This is a genomic window from Nocardia sp. NPDC059691 (genome assembly GCF_042733915.1).
Lineage (GTDB): Bacteria > Actinomycetota > Actinomycetes > Mycobacteriales > Mycobacteriaceae > Nocardia > Nocardia sichangensis.
The window spans coordinates 31,285-46,872 of sequence record NZ_JBHWFB010000004.1 but is presented as its reverse complement, the minus strand read 5'-3'; the positions used below and the strand labels follow the sequence as shown (position 1 = coordinate 46,872).

General features: G+C 67.9%; 15 protein-coding genes. 11 read left to right on the top strand and 4 right to left on the bottom strand.

Going from position 1 to position 15,588, the window contains the following annotated elements; translation table 11 throughout:
* Positions 1 to 14: 14 nt before the first annotated feature.
* The gene (locus ACFV2O_RS10520) at positions 15 to 1,496 is read left to right on the top strand and encodes an aldehyde dehydrogenase family protein (protein WP_358214375.1); all 1,482 of its coding nucleotides are present in this window, start codon (positions 15 to 17) and stop codon (positions 1,494 to 1,496) included.
* A gap of 12 nt (positions 1,497 to 1,508) precedes the next feature.
* Here the strand turns inward: ACFV2O_RS10520 and ACFV2O_RS10515 are convergent, their stop codons facing one another.
* Positions 1,509 to 2,669, bottom strand: a complete 1,161-nt coding sequence (locus ACFV2O_RS10515) for a lactonase family protein (protein ID WP_379251613.1) — start codon at positions 2,667 to 2,669, stop codon at positions 1,509 to 1,511.
* Between the two features lie 294 nt (positions 2,670 to 2,963).
* On the opposite strand from ACFV2O_RS10515, the gene ACFV2O_RS10510 reads away from it, so the two are divergent.
* On the top strand, positions 2,964 to 3,098 hold the full coding sequence (locus tag ACFV2O_RS10510; RefSeq protein ID WP_379251612.1) for a hypothetical protein: 135 nt from the start codon (positions 2,964 to 2,966) through the stop codon (positions 3,096 to 3,098).
* Positions 3,099 to 3,195: 97 nt separating this feature from the next.
* On the opposite strand, the gene ACFV2O_RS10505 is transcribed toward ACFV2O_RS10510, so the two are convergent.
* Both ACFV2O_RS10505 and ACFV2O_RS10500 read right to left on the bottom strand, forming a co-directional pair.
* Positions 3,196 to 4,149, bottom strand: coding sequence for a LysR family transcriptional regulator (locus ACFV2O_RS10505; protein ID WP_379251611.1), 954 nt, complete (start codon positions 4,147 to 4,149; stop codon positions 3,196 to 3,198).
* Positions 4,150 to 4,239: 90 nt separating this feature from the next.
* On the bottom strand, positions 4,240 to 5,586 hold the full coding sequence (locus ACFV2O_RS10500) for a phenylacetate--CoA ligase family protein (RefSeq protein ID WP_379251610.1): 1,347 nt from the start codon (positions 5,584 to 5,586) through the stop codon (positions 4,240 to 4,242).
* Between the two features lie 339 nt (positions 5,587 to 5,925).
* Between ACFV2O_RS10500 and ACFV2O_RS10495 the strand changes: the two genes are divergently transcribed.
* Genes ACFV2O_RS10495 through ACFV2O_RS10470 form a run of 6 tightly spaced genes read left to right on the top strand, consistent with a single transcriptional unit; the run spans position 5,926 to position 11,528 of the window.
* On the top strand, positions 5,926 to 7,083 hold the full coding sequence (locus tag ACFV2O_RS10495; protein ID WP_067809732.1) for an acyl-CoA dehydrogenase family protein: 1,158 nt from the start codon (positions 5,926 to 5,928) through the stop codon (positions 7,081 to 7,083).
* Between the two features lie 36 nt (positions 7,084 to 7,119).
* Positions 7,120 to 7,623: a MaoC/PaaZ C-terminal domain-containing protein gene (locus tag ACFV2O_RS10490; RefSeq protein WP_067809730.1), complete on the top strand. Its 504-nt coding sequence runs from the start codon at positions 7,120 to 7,122 to the stop codon at positions 7,621 to 7,623.
* 4 nt (positions 7,624 to 7,627) lie between these two features.
* Positions 7,628 to 8,839, top strand: coding sequence for a thiolase family protein (locus tag ACFV2O_RS10485; RefSeq protein ID WP_195042991.1), 1,212 nt, complete (start codon positions 7,628 to 7,630; stop codon positions 8,837 to 8,839).
* A 16-nt stretch (positions 8,840 to 8,855) separates the two neighbouring features.
* Entirely contained in the window at positions 8,856 to 9,278 is a 423-nt protein-coding gene (locus ACFV2O_RS10480; RefSeq protein WP_379251609.1) for a Zn-ribbon domain-containing OB-fold protein, read from the top strand.
* Positions 9,279 to 9,318: 40 nt separating this feature from the next.
* Positions 9,319 to 10,449 carry a CaiB/BaiF CoA transferase family protein gene (locus tag ACFV2O_RS10475; RefSeq protein WP_379251608.1) on the top strand — a complete coding sequence of 377 codons (1,131 nt, stop codon included), beginning with the start codon at positions 9,319 to 9,321 and terminating at the stop codon, positions 10,447 to 10,449.
* Entirely contained in the window at positions 10,446 to 11,528 is a 1,083-nt protein-coding gene (locus ACFV2O_RS10470) for a CaiB/BaiF CoA transferase family protein (RefSeq protein WP_379251607.1), read from the top strand. Before ACFV2O_RS10475 ends, ACFV2O_RS10470 begins: the two co-directional genes overlap by 4 nt.
* A 335-nt stretch (positions 11,529 to 11,863) precedes the next feature.
* On the opposite strand, the gene ACFV2O_RS10465 is transcribed toward ACFV2O_RS10470, so the two are convergent.
* Complete coding sequence (locus tag ACFV2O_RS10465; RefSeq protein WP_379251606.1) at positions 11,864 to 13,078, bottom strand: CaiB/BaiF CoA transferase family protein; 1,215 nt, start codon at positions 13,076 to 13,078, stop codon at positions 11,864 to 11,866.
* A 158-nt stretch (positions 13,079 to 13,236) separates the two neighbouring features.
* Between ACFV2O_RS10465 and ACFV2O_RS10460 the strand changes: the two genes are divergently transcribed.
* The 3 genes from ACFV2O_RS10460 (at position 13,237) to ACFV2O_RS10450 (ending at position 15,566) form a co-directional block, all read left to right on the top strand.
* On the top strand, positions 13,237 to 13,590 hold the full coding sequence (locus tag ACFV2O_RS10460; protein WP_379251605.1) for a hypothetical protein: 354 nt from the start codon (positions 13,237 to 13,239) through the stop codon (positions 13,588 to 13,590).
* On the top strand, positions 13,587 to 13,877 hold the full coding sequence (locus tag ACFV2O_RS10455) for a hypothetical protein (RefSeq protein WP_379251604.1): 291 nt from the start codon (positions 13,587 to 13,589) through the stop codon (positions 13,875 to 13,877). The genes ACFV2O_RS10460 and ACFV2O_RS10455 overlap by 4 nt, the downstream gene beginning before the upstream one ends.
* Before the next feature lie 135 nt (positions 13,878 to 14,012).
* Positions 14,013 to 15,566: an aldehyde dehydrogenase family protein gene (locus ACFV2O_RS10450; protein ID WP_379251603.1), complete on the top strand. Its 1,554-nt coding sequence runs from the start codon at positions 14,013 to 14,015 to the stop codon at positions 15,564 to 15,566.
* Positions 15,567 to 15,588: the final 22 nt, after the last annotated feature.

The window sequence follows — 15,588 nt, the reverse complement described above, 5'->3', positions numbered from 1 at the left end:
ATTCGGAGACAACTATGACCATTACCGCTACCCATCCCGTGCCCGCGTTCGTCGGCAACGCGCAGCGCAACCTGATCGGCGGGCGCTGGGTGCCCGCCGCGTCGGGCGAGACCATCGACGTCGTGAATCCGGCCACGGGCGGCACCCTCGGCACCATCGCCGCGAGCGGCGCCGCCGACGTGGACGCCGCCGTCGCGGCCGCGCGCGCGGCCTTCGAAGGCCCTTGGCGCCGCTGGACGCCCCACCAGCGTCGCTCGCTGATCCTGCGCGTCCACGACCTGGTCCTCGACAATTTCGAGGAACTCGCCACCATCGAGACCCTCGATATGGGCGCCCCGCTGGCCCGGACCCGGGGCCTGCGGGAGTGGACCTCGCAGGTGCTGCAATTCTTCGCCTCGCAGGTCGACGCGGGCACGGCCACCACGCCGCCGAACTCGCTGCCCGGCGACTTCGTGACTTTGCGCTATCGCGAGCCGGTCGGCGTGGTCGGCGGGATCATTCCCTGGAACGGCCCGCTCATCGGCCTGTGGTGGATCTTCGGCCCGGCGCTGGCGACCGGTTGCACCGCCGTCCTCAAACCAGCGGAAGACGCATCGCTGTCGGTGCTGCGAGTGGCCGAGTTGCTCACCGAAGCCGGGGTGCCCGACGGCGTCGTCAACGTGGTCACCGGGTTCGGCAGAGATGCCGGCGCCGCGCTCGCCGAGCACCCCGGCGTCGACCGGATCGCGTTCACCGGCTCGGTCGGTACCGCGCGGACGATCGTGCGCGCCTCGGCCGGAAACATCAAACGGCTCCAGCTCGAACTCGGCGGCAAATCACCCGACATCGTCTTCGCCGACGCCGACTTGGACAAGGCAGTCCCCGGCGCGGCGATGGGCGTGTACACCAACAGCGGTCAGGTCTGTGTGGCCGGCACGCGGATCTTCGTCCAGCGCTCGATCCACGACGAATTCGTCTCGCGCATGGCGGAATTCACCAAGACGATTCGGGTGGGCGACGGTCTCGACCCGGACAGCCAGCTCGGCCCGCTGATCTCGCGACGTCAACTCGAACGGGTGCTGAACTACATCGACATCGGGAACAAGGAGGCCGAACTGGTCAGTGGCGGCAGGAGGCTGGACGGCGACCGGGCTTCGGGATTCTTCGTCGAACCCACGGTGTTCGCCTCCGCGACGAACGAGATGACCATCGCGCAGGAGGAGATCTTCGGCCCCGTGGCGACGGTGATCCCGTTCGACGACGCGGACGAGGCACTGCGCCTGGCCAACGCGACCCCCTACGGCTTGGCGGGCGGTGTCTGGACCAGAGATCTCGGCACCGCGCACCGGGTGTCGCGGGGCCTCACCGCGGGCACCGTCTGGGTCAACTGCTACGGCGTACTCGACCCGTCGGTGGGCTTCGGCGGAACGAAGATGAGCGGATACGGCTGGAAGGGCGGCCGCGAGCACGTGGAGAGCTACCTCTACCCGAAGGCGGTCTATATGAATCTGGGCTGAAGCGCAGAGCGGCTATCTTGTCTTCACCATGACCGGGCCGTCGGAAACGATGGTTCCGGTGTCGACCGTGGGCAGCGAGGAGGGGACCAGGCTGCCGTCGTCACGGACGTCATAGATGTGCACCTTGGTGGTGATTCCGGTGGTGAGGACATCGGCGGCATAGAGATGCTTCTGATCGTCGCTGAGCACGACCCAGCCGGGGCCCGAACCGAGCGGAGTGCTGTACGGGGAGCCGGGTAGGGGCGACAACGCACCGTCGGCACCGATGGCGAAACCGTTGACCTTGCCCGCGGCGACCGACGGGATGTAGACGCGGCGCCCGTCGGCGCTGACCTCGGCATTGTGCGGCATCGCCGGGACCGCGTAGGGCGAGCCAGGAGTGGGTGTGAGCCGGCCGTCTGCGCCGATCGCGTATCCCGAGACCGCGCCGCCCTGTTCGTGGCTGATGTAGACGAATCGTCCGTCCGGTGTGTACCCGGGATTGACCGGCAGCAGGCCGACCTGTGTCGAATCGCCGAGTGCGGCCAGGGACCCGTCGGCGTGAATGGCGAAACCGGCGACGTTGCCGTCGATCGCGCTCGCGAATCGCAGGAAGCGCCCGTCGGGGTCGATGGTCACCATGGGCAGCACGCCCGCGCCCGCGCCGGGCACGGGGATCGAGCCGGCCGGTGTCAACGCACCGGCGGCCGATACCGCGAACGCGTCGATGCGACCGGGGAACCCTCCGACCCCGACGAACAACCACTTGCCGTCCGGGGTGATCGCCGAGGTGATGGGCAGTCCGCCGTCGATCACCGCCTCGCCGCCCGCCACCGGCCGTAGCGCGCCTTGGTCGTCGACGTGATAGCCGGTGACCTTCTGGGAGGCCGCCTGCGTGGCATAGACGGTCCGGCCCTCGGGCGCGAGCGCCACCGAGAACAGGCCGAGATCCACATCGAACGGAGTGTCGGCGACCTTGGTCAGCGAACCGTCGGCGTTCATCCGCAGTACCGCGATACTGCCACTCGCGGTGCCGCCGACCAGCATGAACTGCGGCGACGGCGTGGCGGCGGCCTGCGGTGCGGAGGAGAGTGTCCAGCTCGCCGAGCTGAGCAGGACCGTGGCGACCGCGACGGCCGCCTTGTGGAATCCACGGCGGCTGAAACCGGATCGGCGGGAGGGAGATGTCGTCATCGACGTACCTTTCGCAAACAGAGCATCGGCGCTCCTTGTTCGTCCGCCCCTGGCCGCTCCGTATTTCGGCGGCCGCTGCGATGCGGGCGAAGTGAGCTAGACGGTAGGCAATCTCCGGTTCCGGAACTGTCCAGATATTCGGACACGATCACGGGTGTCCGGTGTGAAAGGGCAATGGTGCCAACCGATTCGACACGCAGCTTGTCGGCGCCACCGCACCGCTTCTGCGACCGATCCGGAAAGTGTCCGAATCACGGGCAGTCGTGCCGCGGACCGCGCCCTACGATCCCCTTCATGGCCTCTGATTCGAAGACGACAGGTGGGGCGTTGGGCACCGACCCCAGCCGAGGTGGCGAGGAGGTCCTGCGCCGATTCGCGATCGGCTCCGACGGAGTGCCCGACCTCGACGACCATCTACCTCGCCGCTGATTTACGCGCGCGGGACACGTGGATTCGGAAAGATCAGGCTGACAGAAAGGCCGCCGCGAGATCGGCGGATACGGCGGAACCGAGCATGAAGGTGTCCTCAGGAATCGGTGGGAAGACCGAGGGCGTCGGTGGTCTCCGCAGCGGACGTTGCGAGCAGGTGTTCGACGAGAAGCTCGGTGGATGGACCGAGTTCGCGGCCTCGCGGCGTGGCCAGGTGGATCCGGCGCTCGGCCCACGGCTCATCGAGATCGAGGACGGCCACCCGGCCGGACCACTCGTGCCCGACCAGGCATTCGGGCTGCACGGTGACGCCGAGGCCGGCGTGCACGAGACTGATCGCCGTGCCGCCGCTGCGCAGGACGTGCGTGGGCTTGTACTCCTCGCCGGCCCGCTGGGCGGCGGCACGCAGCGCGGCGACGAGCGCCTGCGGCGCGATGAGGTTCTCCGGCAGCAGGTCCAGGATGGTGACCGCGCCACGCTCGGCGAGGTGGTGGCCGCGCGGGGTGACCACGACCAGCCGGTCACGGCGGTACGGGGTGACATCGACACCGTCGAGGTCGAGGCCGTAGGCGGAGGCGAAGACGCCGAGATCGGCTTCGCCGCGGGCGATCTCCTTCACGATGTCGGAGTTCTCCACCTCGTGCACGATCAGGTCCACCAGCGGGAACTCCCGGCTGAACTCGCCGAGCTCGTGGGCGAGGAACGGCACGATCACCGAGCGGGCCGACACGACCCGTAGCTCGCCCCGCACGCCCTCTGTGAGCGAGGCGAACTCCGATCGCATGTCCTCAAGGCTGTCGAAGATCCTGCGGGCGTGGCGGGCCAGGATCGTGCCGGCGGCGCTGGGTACCACGCCCTTCGGGGTCCGGACGAGCAGTTCGACCCCGGCGATATTCTCCAGCACTTGGATTCGTTTGGTGGCGGTGGACGCGGCGATGTTCTCGCGGATCGCGGCCAGCCCGATCTGCCGCTCTTCGATGGCCGAGAGGAACAGGCGCAGCGTGAACAGGTCGATCTGGCGGATCAGGTGCAGGCGGTTGAAAGTGGTCATCTCACCTTCGTGATCATGCAGCGGTCAGTGACCCTATCATACCGTAGTATATATTTTATAAAACTAGGGCGCGTGTCTTCGCTGGTCGGATCAGATGCGTTCGATCAATGCCACCTTCACGTGGTCGGGACGCTTCAGCGTTCCGTCGGGAACCAGGTCGACGATCGTTTTGACGTTGAGCGCCGAGCGCACCCGCTGTTCGATCGTGGTGCGCAGCTCGTCGCGCTGCTGCTGGCTCAGTTGCCGTCCGTACTCGACCACGAGCGGCAGCGGCTTCTGTGTGGAGTGACCCTCGAAGTCCGGCCGGATCCGCATCTCACCGGTCGTCGCGGGCGCGAGTTCCAGGACGAGTTCCTTGACCGCCGAGGGGAACAGGTTGATCCCGCGCACGATGAGCATGTCGTCGGTGCGGCCCACGCAGCGCACCTTGTAACCGGTTCGGCCGCAGGCGCAGTCGGTGCCGGTGACCACCACGTGGTCGCGGGTGCGGAAACGCAGCAGGGGGGAGGCCTGCCTGCGCAGCGCGGTGTAGACGAGTTCGCCCTGCGCGCCGGCGACCGGATCGACCTGCTCGCCGGTCTCCGGGTCGATCAGCTCGGCGATCATCAGGTCGGGAGAGAGGAAGTGCATGCCTTCACCCGCCTCGCACTCGCCCCAATAGGTGCAGGCGATATCGGTGCCGCCCAGCATCTCCCGTGACGTAGCGCCCCACAGTGCTTCGAGCTTCCCGCGGACGGCGGGCAGGCCGCCGCCGGGCTCGCCGCCGACGCTAATCGAGCGCACACCCAGCTCGTCGGCGGCGCGGCCGACGATGCGCGGTGCCTGCTCGGCCAGGTGGGTCAAGAAGTACGGCGTGCCGATGAGCCCCTCGGGCCGCTGATCGGCCTGCACCCGCAGCAGCCGCTCTGCGCCGGCCTCGGCGCCGATGGGGATGTCGACCACACCCATGTACTGCAGGATCTGGATGATCGGCAGTCCGCCCACGAAACCCTTGCTCATGCCGAAGCCGTGCAGCACGCGATCGCCGGGCCGGAAACCATTGGCATAGAGGGCGCGTGCGCCCAGCTCGCACCAGGTGCGGATGTCGGGCTCGGTCAGTCCGACATATGACGGCGAGCCGGTCGTTCCCGAGGACGCCTGCACCTGGACGATGTCGGCCCCGTCGGCCGCGACGTGTGCGCCCAGCGGCGGATGGGCGGCGAGACTGTCGCGCAGTTCCTGCTTCTCGGTGAACGGCAGCCCCGCAAGGTCGGCGGTCGTGGCGACCCGGCTCACGTCGACCCCCTGCTCGGCGAACTTGGCCTGGTAGAACGCGCTGTTCCCGGCCAGGTAGGCGAGCTGCTCGCGCAGTCGTTCGTCCTGCACGCGACGGGCGTCCTCGGTGGGCAGGGACTCGACCGCGCTCCAGTGCCGCGCCGAGAACGGAATATTCCTCATCATCACTCCTGAATGGCCGATTCGCCGTCGCCGGGATAAATTGACGGTCCGGCGGAATTCTGTTCCGACCATAGATCGGTGATTCCGGCGGTTCAATTCGCAATCGGTGAAACGGCACTTCACGATTCATCACTTGCTATCGGCCGCGCCGTGGTGCAGCCTCGGAATATCGCCGGTAATCCCGTCTCGGGAATCCGGAATCGTGCGACGTCACCGCAGTGTTCCTTGCGCACCGCGCCCGACATCGGCATGCGGTCGTCGGGCCGACCGCCCCAGGCTCGGTACCTGCTATCCGCCGAATCGCGCGAAAACAATCGCATCGCACAACGGAGTAAGAGAATGAATTCCAATTTTCTGGACGAGTCGCAGGCGGCCTGGCTCGACGTCGTGAACAAATTCATGGACGAGGAGATCACCGTCGAATACGTCCGGCACTGCGATGTGAACCGGGAGTACCCCTACGAGGCGTACGAGAAGATCGCCGCGCAGGGCTGGCTGGGCATCCTCATCGACGAAGCGGACGGCGGCTCGGGTGGCGACATCTTCGACTACTCGCTGATGGCCGAGGGCCTGGGCAAGTTCGGCTTCGACTTCGCCTGCTCAGTGCTGGTGCCCACCTTCACCGCGATGAACATCCTGAAGTACGGCACCGCCGAGCAGAAGGCGCGCTACGTCAAGCCGTTCATCGACGGTTCCCTCCGCTTCTCGGTGTCGATCTCCGAGCCCGACGCCGGTTCGGACGCGTCCAACACCAAGACCCGTGCCCGCCGCGACGAGAACGGCGACTGGGTCGTCTCCGGCCAGAAACTGTGGTGCTCGGGCGCCGCCGCCAAGGACACCGTCATCGCCATGCTCGTGCGCACCGACACCGAGGACAAGCACGGTGGCCTGTCGGTCCTGCTGATCCCCAACGACACTCCGGGCGTGGACATCCGCAAGCTGCCGACCCTGTCGCGGCACGCCACCGGCACCACCGAGATCTTCCTCGACGAGGTACGGGTCCCCGCCGACGCGCTGCTCGGCGAGGTCGGCCAGGGCTGGAAGATCATCACCGACCACCTCGAGCTGGAGCGCTGCGCGGTGGCCGCCGCCTACGTGGGCAACGCCCAGCAGGCGGTGCACGCGGCCAACAAGTACGCCCACGAGCGCATCCAGTTCGGCAAGCCGATCTACGAGTTCCAGGTGCTCAAGCACATGCTGGCCGAGAACCAGACGCGCGTGGACGCCGCCCGCCTGCTCTGCTACCGCGCCGCGAAGATGAAGGCCGCCGGCCTGCCCGCTCCGCGGGAGACCTCCATGGCCAAGCTGTACGGCTCGGAGACCCTCAAGCAGTGTGCCCTCGACGGCATGCAGATCCTCGGTGGCTACGCCAACCTGCCCGAGGCCGACATGGAGCGCTACCTGCGCGAGAGCGTGCAGTCCACCATCGGCGGCGGCACCTCGCAGATCCAGCGCACCATCATCGCCAAGTCGATGCGCCTGCCGTCCGGCGCGTAAGCCGCAGTCCCGCAGAAACTTCCAGGAGGAACACCGATGGCCACCATCAACAATCGCATCGATATGCCGCTCGACGAGATCGAGGTCGGCACCGTGTTCCGCTCCGGCGGGCGCACCATCACCGAAGCCGATGTGGTGAACTACTGCGCGCTGACCGGCAACTGGATCGAGATCCACTCCAACATCCACTACGCCGCGCGGACCCGCTTCGGCGAGCGCTTGGTGCAGGGCTCGCTGACCTACTCGCTGATGACCGGTCTGATCCAGTTCGGCCCGTCCATCCAGGCCAACTACGGCATCGACAACCTGCGCTATCTGAAGCCGGTGCTCATCAACGACACCATCTACGTCACCGCCGAGGTGACCGGCAAGAAGGACAAGGACGACAAGTTCGGCGTCGTCACCTTCCTGATGAAGGCGCTCAACCAGCACGGTGACGTGGTCCAGCGCAGCGAGTGGAGCCTGCTCATGCTGCGTAAGCGCTCCGATCTCGACGCCCTCGTCGGCGCATCGCTGCCGACCGAAAACGCGCGGGGCTGAGTCCATGACCGCCCAACCTGTCGCCGCGATCGTGGGCATGGGCGATGCCTATGCCACCCGCGCCGACCGCAAGGACCCGCTGCAACTGGCGGCCGAGGCCACCGTCGCCGCGCTGGCCGACGCGGGCATCACCAAGCACCAGGTGGATGCCCTGTTCACCGGTCGCTCGCCGTGGGCCGACAAGCGGTCGCAGTGGAGCAACATCTTCGCCTCCCACATGCAGATGCCCTTGACGTTCACCAGTGAGCTGACCCTGCACGGCGCCGGCCTCACCGCCACGCTCGCGCAGGCCTCGCAAATGATCGCCGCGGGCAAAGCCGAGTACGTGCTCTGCCTGCAGAGCGACGCGACGGAGTTGTTCGTCGACGCCGTGGCCATGGGCGCCGAGGCCGACGCGGATCCGCAGTACGAAGTGATCTACGGACCCACGATCCCGTCCCTCTACGCCCAGGCCGCGCGCCGGTACTTCCATGAATTCGGCATCACCGAAACCGATCTCGCCGAAGTCGCCGTCGCCAACCAGCGCTGGGGCGCGCACCACCCGCACGCGGCCAAGGCCCGCCACGGCGAGATCGATGTCGCCACGGTGCTCGCCTCCCCGTATGTGGCCACCCCGCTGCGCCGGTGGATGTGTTCCACCTGGGGCGGCGGCACCGGTGGCGCCCTCGTCGTCACCGCGCCCGACAACGTGCGCCCGCACCAGAGTCCGGTCTACCTGCACGGCTACGGATCGGCCACCACCCACGAGTACCTGACCGACCGGATGAACATGCGCCAGTGCAAGTTCCCCGGCTTCGGCACCCTGCCCAACCTGACCCACACCGCGACCATCGAGGCCGCACGCCAGGCCTACGCCATGGCCGACCTCGGCCCGTCCGACATCGACATGGTGCAACTGTCGGTCAACTTCGCCCACATGGGCCCGATCCTCCTGGAGGACCTGGGCTTCGCGAAGAAGGGCCACGGCATCGACGTCTACCGCGAAGGCCGCACCGGCATCGACGGTGACCTGCCCACCGACACCAACGGTGGCTGGCTGTCCTTCGGCCAGCCCGGCATCTCCTGCAACATGGACACCCTCGTCGAGGCCGTGCGCCAGCTGCGGGGCACGGCACACGGACTGGCGCCTGCCGTGCGGCCGGAAACGGCGCTGGTCCAGGGGGCGGGCGGCATGCTCGCGGCGGGCAGCGTCCTCGTACTGGCCTCGGCGGCCTGAGCGGATCGGAGACATCATGAGCGAGACCACCGCATCCGGCGGCTGGCCCCAGCCCTACCGGCTGCTCGACGCCGGCCCGTACTGGGCGGCACTCGACGATCAGCGCCTGACCTTCCAGCGTTGCGCCGACTGCACCGAGCCAGTGTGGCCTGCGCACTCGTACTGCCCGTACTGCAGCTCGGACCGGCTGGCCTGGGAGCAGTCCAGCGGCAACGGCACCCTCTACTCGTTCAGTACGGTCATGCGCGGCCCCACGCCCGTGTGGGCCTCGATCACTCCCTACACCGTGGGATTCGTCGAGATGGCCGAGGGCTACATGATCTTCGGCCAGATCGAGGGCGATCCGGAATCCCTCGCCATCGACGCACCCGTCACCGTCCGGTTCGTCGAACGCGGCGCGCAGACGGTTCCCGTCTTCACCACCGCGACCACCAAGTAGAGGTGCACGATGACAGAACACTATCGGTCAGGAGCGGGCGATGCAGAATGAACTCCCCCTGGCGGGGATCGTGGTGGTGGAGCTGGGCGACAGCGCCTCGGCGCCGTTCGCCGGCAAGATCCTGGCAGAACTCGGCGCCGAGGTCTGGAAGGTCGAACGGCCGACCGGTGACTCCGCGCGCGGCTGGGGACCGAGCATGTGGAAGGGCAGCGGCGCCGCCTTCCATGCGCTCAACCGGGGCAAACGGTGCGTCAGCATCGACATCAAGGACCGCGACCAGCTCGCCGAACTGCACCGGCTCATCGCCGAGCGCGCCGATGTCTTCCTGCACAATCTGCGTCCCGGCTCGGCCGCGAAGTACGGGCTCGACGCCGAGAGCCTGCGGGTGACCAAACCCGAGCTCGTGCACTGCGCGGTCGGCGCGTTCGGGCACACCGGGCCGATGAACGCCCTGCCCGGTTACGACCCGCTCATGCAGGCCTTCTCCGGGATCATGAGTATCACCGGCGAACCCGACCGACCGCCGGTGCGCGCCGGTGTCTCGATCATCGACTTCGGCACCGGCATGTGGGCCGCCATCGGAATCCTCGCCGCGCTGTACCGGCGGCAGTCCAAGCTGGACGGCGCAGCGGTGGACGCGTCGCTGCTCGAGACCGCCATCGCCTGGATGTCGATCGGCGTGGCCGGCTACAACACCGACGGCGCGCCCGGCGAACGGCGCGGATCGGGCGTGGCGTTCATCGTCCCGCACCGGGCATTCTCTGCCGCCGACGACGATCTCATCGTGAGCTGCGGCAACGACGGGTTGTTCGCGCGCTTGAGTGCGGCACTGGACCGGCCGGAATGGGCCACCGACGAACGCTTCGCGACCAACCAGGCGCGGCTGGTGAACCGTGCCGAGATCGATCGCCTGATCGGCGAGCGGCTGGCAGGCGACACGCGCGAGTTCTGGCAGAACCGCTTGCGGGACTTCGGGGTTCCGTTCGCGCCGGTGCAGACCACCGCCGAGATGATCGCCCACGAGCAGACCAGCGCACTGGGTATCATCGGCGCACCCAGTGCCGACGAGATCGGGGTCGTCGGGCTGCCGCTGTCCTTCGACGGCAAGCGGCCGCCGCCGTTGGCCGCCGCCGAGGACATCGGCGCGAGTAACGGATTGCTGGCCCGATGAGCGGCCCGCTGTCGGGGGTGCGGGTGCTGGAGCTGGGCGGGGTCGGGCCGACCCCCTTCGCCGCCATGCTGCTGGCCGACCTCGGCGCCGACGTCCTGCGCCTGGACCGGCCACCCGGCTACGACGGCGGCGCCCCGGTCGACGCTCGCTTCGATCTGCTCAACCGGGGCAGGCGCAGCGCGGTGTTCGACCTGAAGAAGCCCTCGGCGGTCGCCGCGGTCTTGGCCCTGGCGCGCAGCGCCGACATCCTCATCGAGGGGTTCCGGCCCGGTGTCGCGGAGAAGCTGGGCGTGGGACCCGACGACTGTCTGGCGGTCAACCCGGCACTGGTCTACGGCCGGATGACCGGCTGGGGCCAGCACGGCCCACTGGCGTCGGCCCCCGGCCACGACATCAACTACATCTCACTCACCGGCGTCCTGCACTCGGTCGGCCGGGCCGGAGAACCGCCGGTCATCCCGCTGAATCTAGCGGGCGATTTCGGCGGTGGTTCGCTGTATCTGGCGTTCGGCGTCGTCTCGGCCCTGCTGGAGAGCCGCACCTCGGGCCGCGGCCAGGTTGTCGACGCGGCGATGGTCGACGGTTCGGCCTCGCTCATGACCCTGTTCTACGGGCTGCTCGCCGCCGGCTACTGGCACGACGAACGCGGCGTGAACCGCCTGGACTCGGGCGCGCCCTGGTACAACGTCTACCAGACCGCCGATGGCGGTTGGATCAGTGTGGGCGCCAACGAATCCCGGTTCTGGCGGAATCTGCTGGATGTGCTCGGCCTCGACGAGTCCGAACTTCCGGATCAGCACGACCGGAGCGGCTGGCCGCGGATGCGCGAGCGGCTGGCCGAGGTCTTCCGCACCAGGACCCGCGACGAATGGTGCGCCATGGCCGACGGCCGGGAGGCCTGCCTGTCCCCGGTCCTGTCGCTGACCGAGGCGCCCACGCACCCGCACTTGCGGGACCGCGGCACTTTCGTCGAGATCGAGGGCGTGGTCCAGCCCGCCCCCGCGCCGCGGTTCAGCCGCACCCCGGCGCGATTCAGCGACCGCCGACCGAACCCGGCAGGCACACCGACGAAGTGCTGACGGACTGGGGCTTCACCGACAGTGATCTGTCGGCGCTGCGTGAAGCGGGCGCCATCGGATGACGACCGGCCCGGTGCGCTGCGCACCGGACCGGCCCCACCGCCGTCTGCGGTGATCAGAGGTGCTCGGCGAAGAACGGTTCGATCTTCTCGAACGCTTGGTCCACGTACTGCTTCTGATCGTGAGAACGGTCCGTGGGGTGCGTCGAAAGCCGCCGACGGTGACAGCTGCTCGTGCAACTACCTGCTCAACATCATGTCCCCGTCGACCGAATCGCTCGAAGTCCCTCGCCCGCCGCGCCGCCGCCCGATCGGCGGGCTGACCTCCTGTTGTCGTCACGACCGCCGGGCGAGTGTTTCCGGAGTGTAGGCGGCGCTGTCGGCGACCAGCCGGTCGATCTCGTCGCCGGCGAACCCGTACTCGCGCAGCACCTGCACCGAGTTCTCCCCGAGCCGCGGTGCGGGACAACGGAATTCGGGCGTGTCCTCACTCCACCGCTGGGGTATGCCCAGTGATCGCAGCAGTCCCTCGGTCGGGTGCTCTTCCTCGATGAAGAACCCGACATCCTTCATGTGCGGATCGTCGAGCAGCGTTTCGGGGGTGTTCATCTCGATGGCGGGGATGTCGGCTTCGTTGAGGAGCTGCACCCATTCCGCCGTCGTCCTGGTCTCGAGCACCTCGGCGAGGAAACCGTAGAGCAGGCCGATGTTCTCGGTGCGGCCGCCGATGTCGGCGAAGCGGGGATCTTCCGACATCTCGGGCCGGCCGGCGAGGGCGAAGAAGCGGTGCCAGTGCTTGTCGGTGTAGACGTTCACGCCCAGGTAGCCGTCGCGGGTGCGGTAGGGGCGGCGATCGGAGTTCATCATCCGGGCGTAGCCGGAGGTGCCGATCGAGGGGATGAAGGTGTGGCCGTAGAGATGGTCACCCAGAGCGAACTGGGCGAAGGTCTCGAACATCGGCACCTGCACCTCCTGCCCGTGACCGGTGCGCTCCCGGCGATACAGCGCGGTGGTGATGGCGTTGGCGGCCGCCATGCCCACCACCCGGTCGGCGATGGCGGTGGCGATATAGGTGGGCGGCCCCGATTTGCGGCTCTGCAGGACGGGCATGCCGACCGCCGCCTGGATCAGGTCGTCGTAGGCGGGGCGGTCGGCATACGGGCCGTTCTGGCCGAAACCGAAAGCGCCGCAGTAGATCAGCCGCGGATTGCGCTCATGGACCCGCTCGTAGGCCAGGCCGAGGCGCGCCATGCTCTTGGGACGCAGGCTGTAGAGCAGGACATCGGCCGAGCCGAGCATCCGCTGGAGTGCCGCATTGCCCTGCTCCGATTTCAGGTCGAGCACCAGACTGCGCTTGTTACGGTTGAGGTGCAGGAAGATCGCGCCCATGCCGGGGTTGCGCCGCGGACCCACTCCCCGGGTGGTGTCGCCCGCGGTGGATTCGACCTTCACCACATCGGCACCCATGTCGGCGAGCAATAATGTCGCGAACGGGCCCATGAAATTGGAGGTCAGGTCGAGAATACGCACGCCGTCGAGCGGTCCGGTCATGAATACATCCTTTTCGAATCATGCTGTATCGAGCGTAATTCCTTTCCGGAACGGAACCCAGTGACGAGTCGTCAAGCGCCGATTCGCCGGAGTTGAAGTGACCGCGGTCACCGGCGAGTTGTGATTGTTCCCGGTCGGAGGCGTTCCAGACGCTGTCGGTGAAGAGTTCCGCCGATCACCGGTTCCTGTACGTGATCACGGTGACCCCGGTCGCCGCGATCCGCGCCTACGCGATCGGTGGCGACGGTGCCCTGACCCCGGTGCCCGGATCGCCCGTACCGGTGCCGGAGGCGCCGTTGGGCATGAACCTCTCACCCGATGGCAAGCATCTGGTGCTGACGACGGGTCCGAGCACCGACGGTGGCGCGCACTTGCGGGCCTACTCGATCGGACCCGACGGTGCACCGTCGCCGGGCGGTGAGGCCGTCGGTATCGGGCCGGCAGGCACGCTGTCCGGCGGGGGATCGGACTCAGCCCCGACGGCCACTACCTCTACACACCCAATGCCATGACCAACGATGTCAGTGGCTTCGAGGTCCTGCCCGGCGGCGCGCTGCGAACCCTGCCCGGTTCGCCGTATGTCGGCGGTGCGGCCGGGACGATGCCCGGTCAGGTGCTCGTCTCCGGCGACGGGCGCAGGCTCTACGCCGTCGACCTGTTCGGCGCCGAGCCGATCCCGGCGGTGACCCTGCGCAGCTGCCGCATCGCGCCCGACGGTGTCCTGACTCCGGACGGGTCGACGCCGCTCGGAACCGGACTGCTGTTCTCGGCCGCGTCATTGCTTGTCTCGGGCCGCTGACGTGTCCGATGGAAGTGTCCGAAATTTGGACACTCCTGTGGTCTGGGTCTCTCTACTGTCGAAGACTGGCCACATTCCATTCCCCCGCCCTCGCCGTTGTCACGGCGAATTCCCGAGAAATATCGAGGTGAAAAAATGACTGCCGTTCTGCCCGAAACTCCCGCTGTCGACCGTGACGGTGTGCCGCATTACCGGTTGTTCATCGACGGTGCGTGGGTCGATACCGACACCAGCATTCCGGTGGTGAATCCGGCGACCGGGGAGACCGTGGTGACGGTGGCTGTCGCCGCTCCCGAACAGGTCGACGCGGCGGTCGCGGCCGCCAAGCGGACGCACGAGTCCGGCGTGTGGCGCAACACCCCGCCCGCCGAGCGCGCGGCGGTCATCGACCGGGTGATCGCGGCGCTGAGCGTGCGCATGGAGGAGCTCGCTGCCCTGAGCGCCCGGGAGACCGGTATGCCGGTGCGGCTGGCCGGCGCGATCGGGGTCGGCTTCCCGCTGATGCACCTGGGCCACTACGCCGAACTGACCCGCACCTACGAATGGGAGCGTTCCGGCCCGGTGACCGGCCAGGTGCTCTCGGCGAGTTTCATCCGCAAGGAGCCGGTCGGTGTGTGCGCGGGCATCGTCCCGTGGAACTTCCCGGCCGTCATCGCGGTGTGGAAGTCGATCCCGGCGCTGGCCGCGGGCAACACCGTCGTCCTCAAGACCGACGAGAAGACCCCCATCTTCGCCCTGGAACTCGGCGCGCTGCTCCGTGACGCCGGGCTGCCCGACGGCGCCTTCAACGTCGTTGTCGGCGACGGCCCGAACATCGGCGGCCGCCTGGTGAAGCACCCGGATGTGCGGCTGGTGTCGTTCACCGGTTCCACCGCGACCGGCCGTCAGGTGATGGCCGACGCGGCGGGCACGGTCAAGAAGGTACTGCTCGAGCTCGGCGGCAAGGGCCCGAACATCGTCCTGGACGACGCCGATCTGGATGCGGCCGTGGACGGTTCGATCTACGCCTTCCTGCTGCACGCCGGCCAGGCCTGCGAGTCCGGCACCCGGCTGCTGCTGCCGTCGTCCATCCACGACGAGTTCGTTGCCCGGCTGGTGAAGCGGCTGCAGACCCTCAAGCAGGGCAATCCGCTCGACCCGGCCACCGACATCGGCGCGGTCATGAACAAGACCCAGCAGGAGCGCATTCTCGGCTACATCGAGAAGGGCAAGGCCGAGGGCGCGACCGTCGTCATCGGCGGCGGCGTGCCGACCGGTCCGGAGTTCGAGCGTGGCTACTGGGTCGAGCCGACCGTGTTCACCAACGTCACCAACGACATGACCATCGCGCGCGAGGAGATCTTCGGCCCGGTGCTGGCGGTGCTGAAATACGAGTCCGAGGACGAGGCGATCAAGATCGCCAACGACACCGAATACGGCCTGTCCGCGGCCGTGTGGAGCCGCGACAACCAGCGCGCGCTCGAGGTCGCCCGGCAGCTCGAGGCGGGTTCGGTGTGGATCAACGACTTCCACAACATCTCCCAGTACCTGCCGTTCGGCGGCTTCAAGCAGTCCGGCACCGGTCGTGAGCTCGGCCCGGACGCGCTCGACGAGTTCACTCAGGACAAGGGCGTCACCATCGACCTGTCCGGTGATGTGAGCCGCCGCGCCTACGGCCTGGTCCTCGGCACCCCGCGCTCGGCCGAATAGTGCCCTCGCACACCCTCTCTCG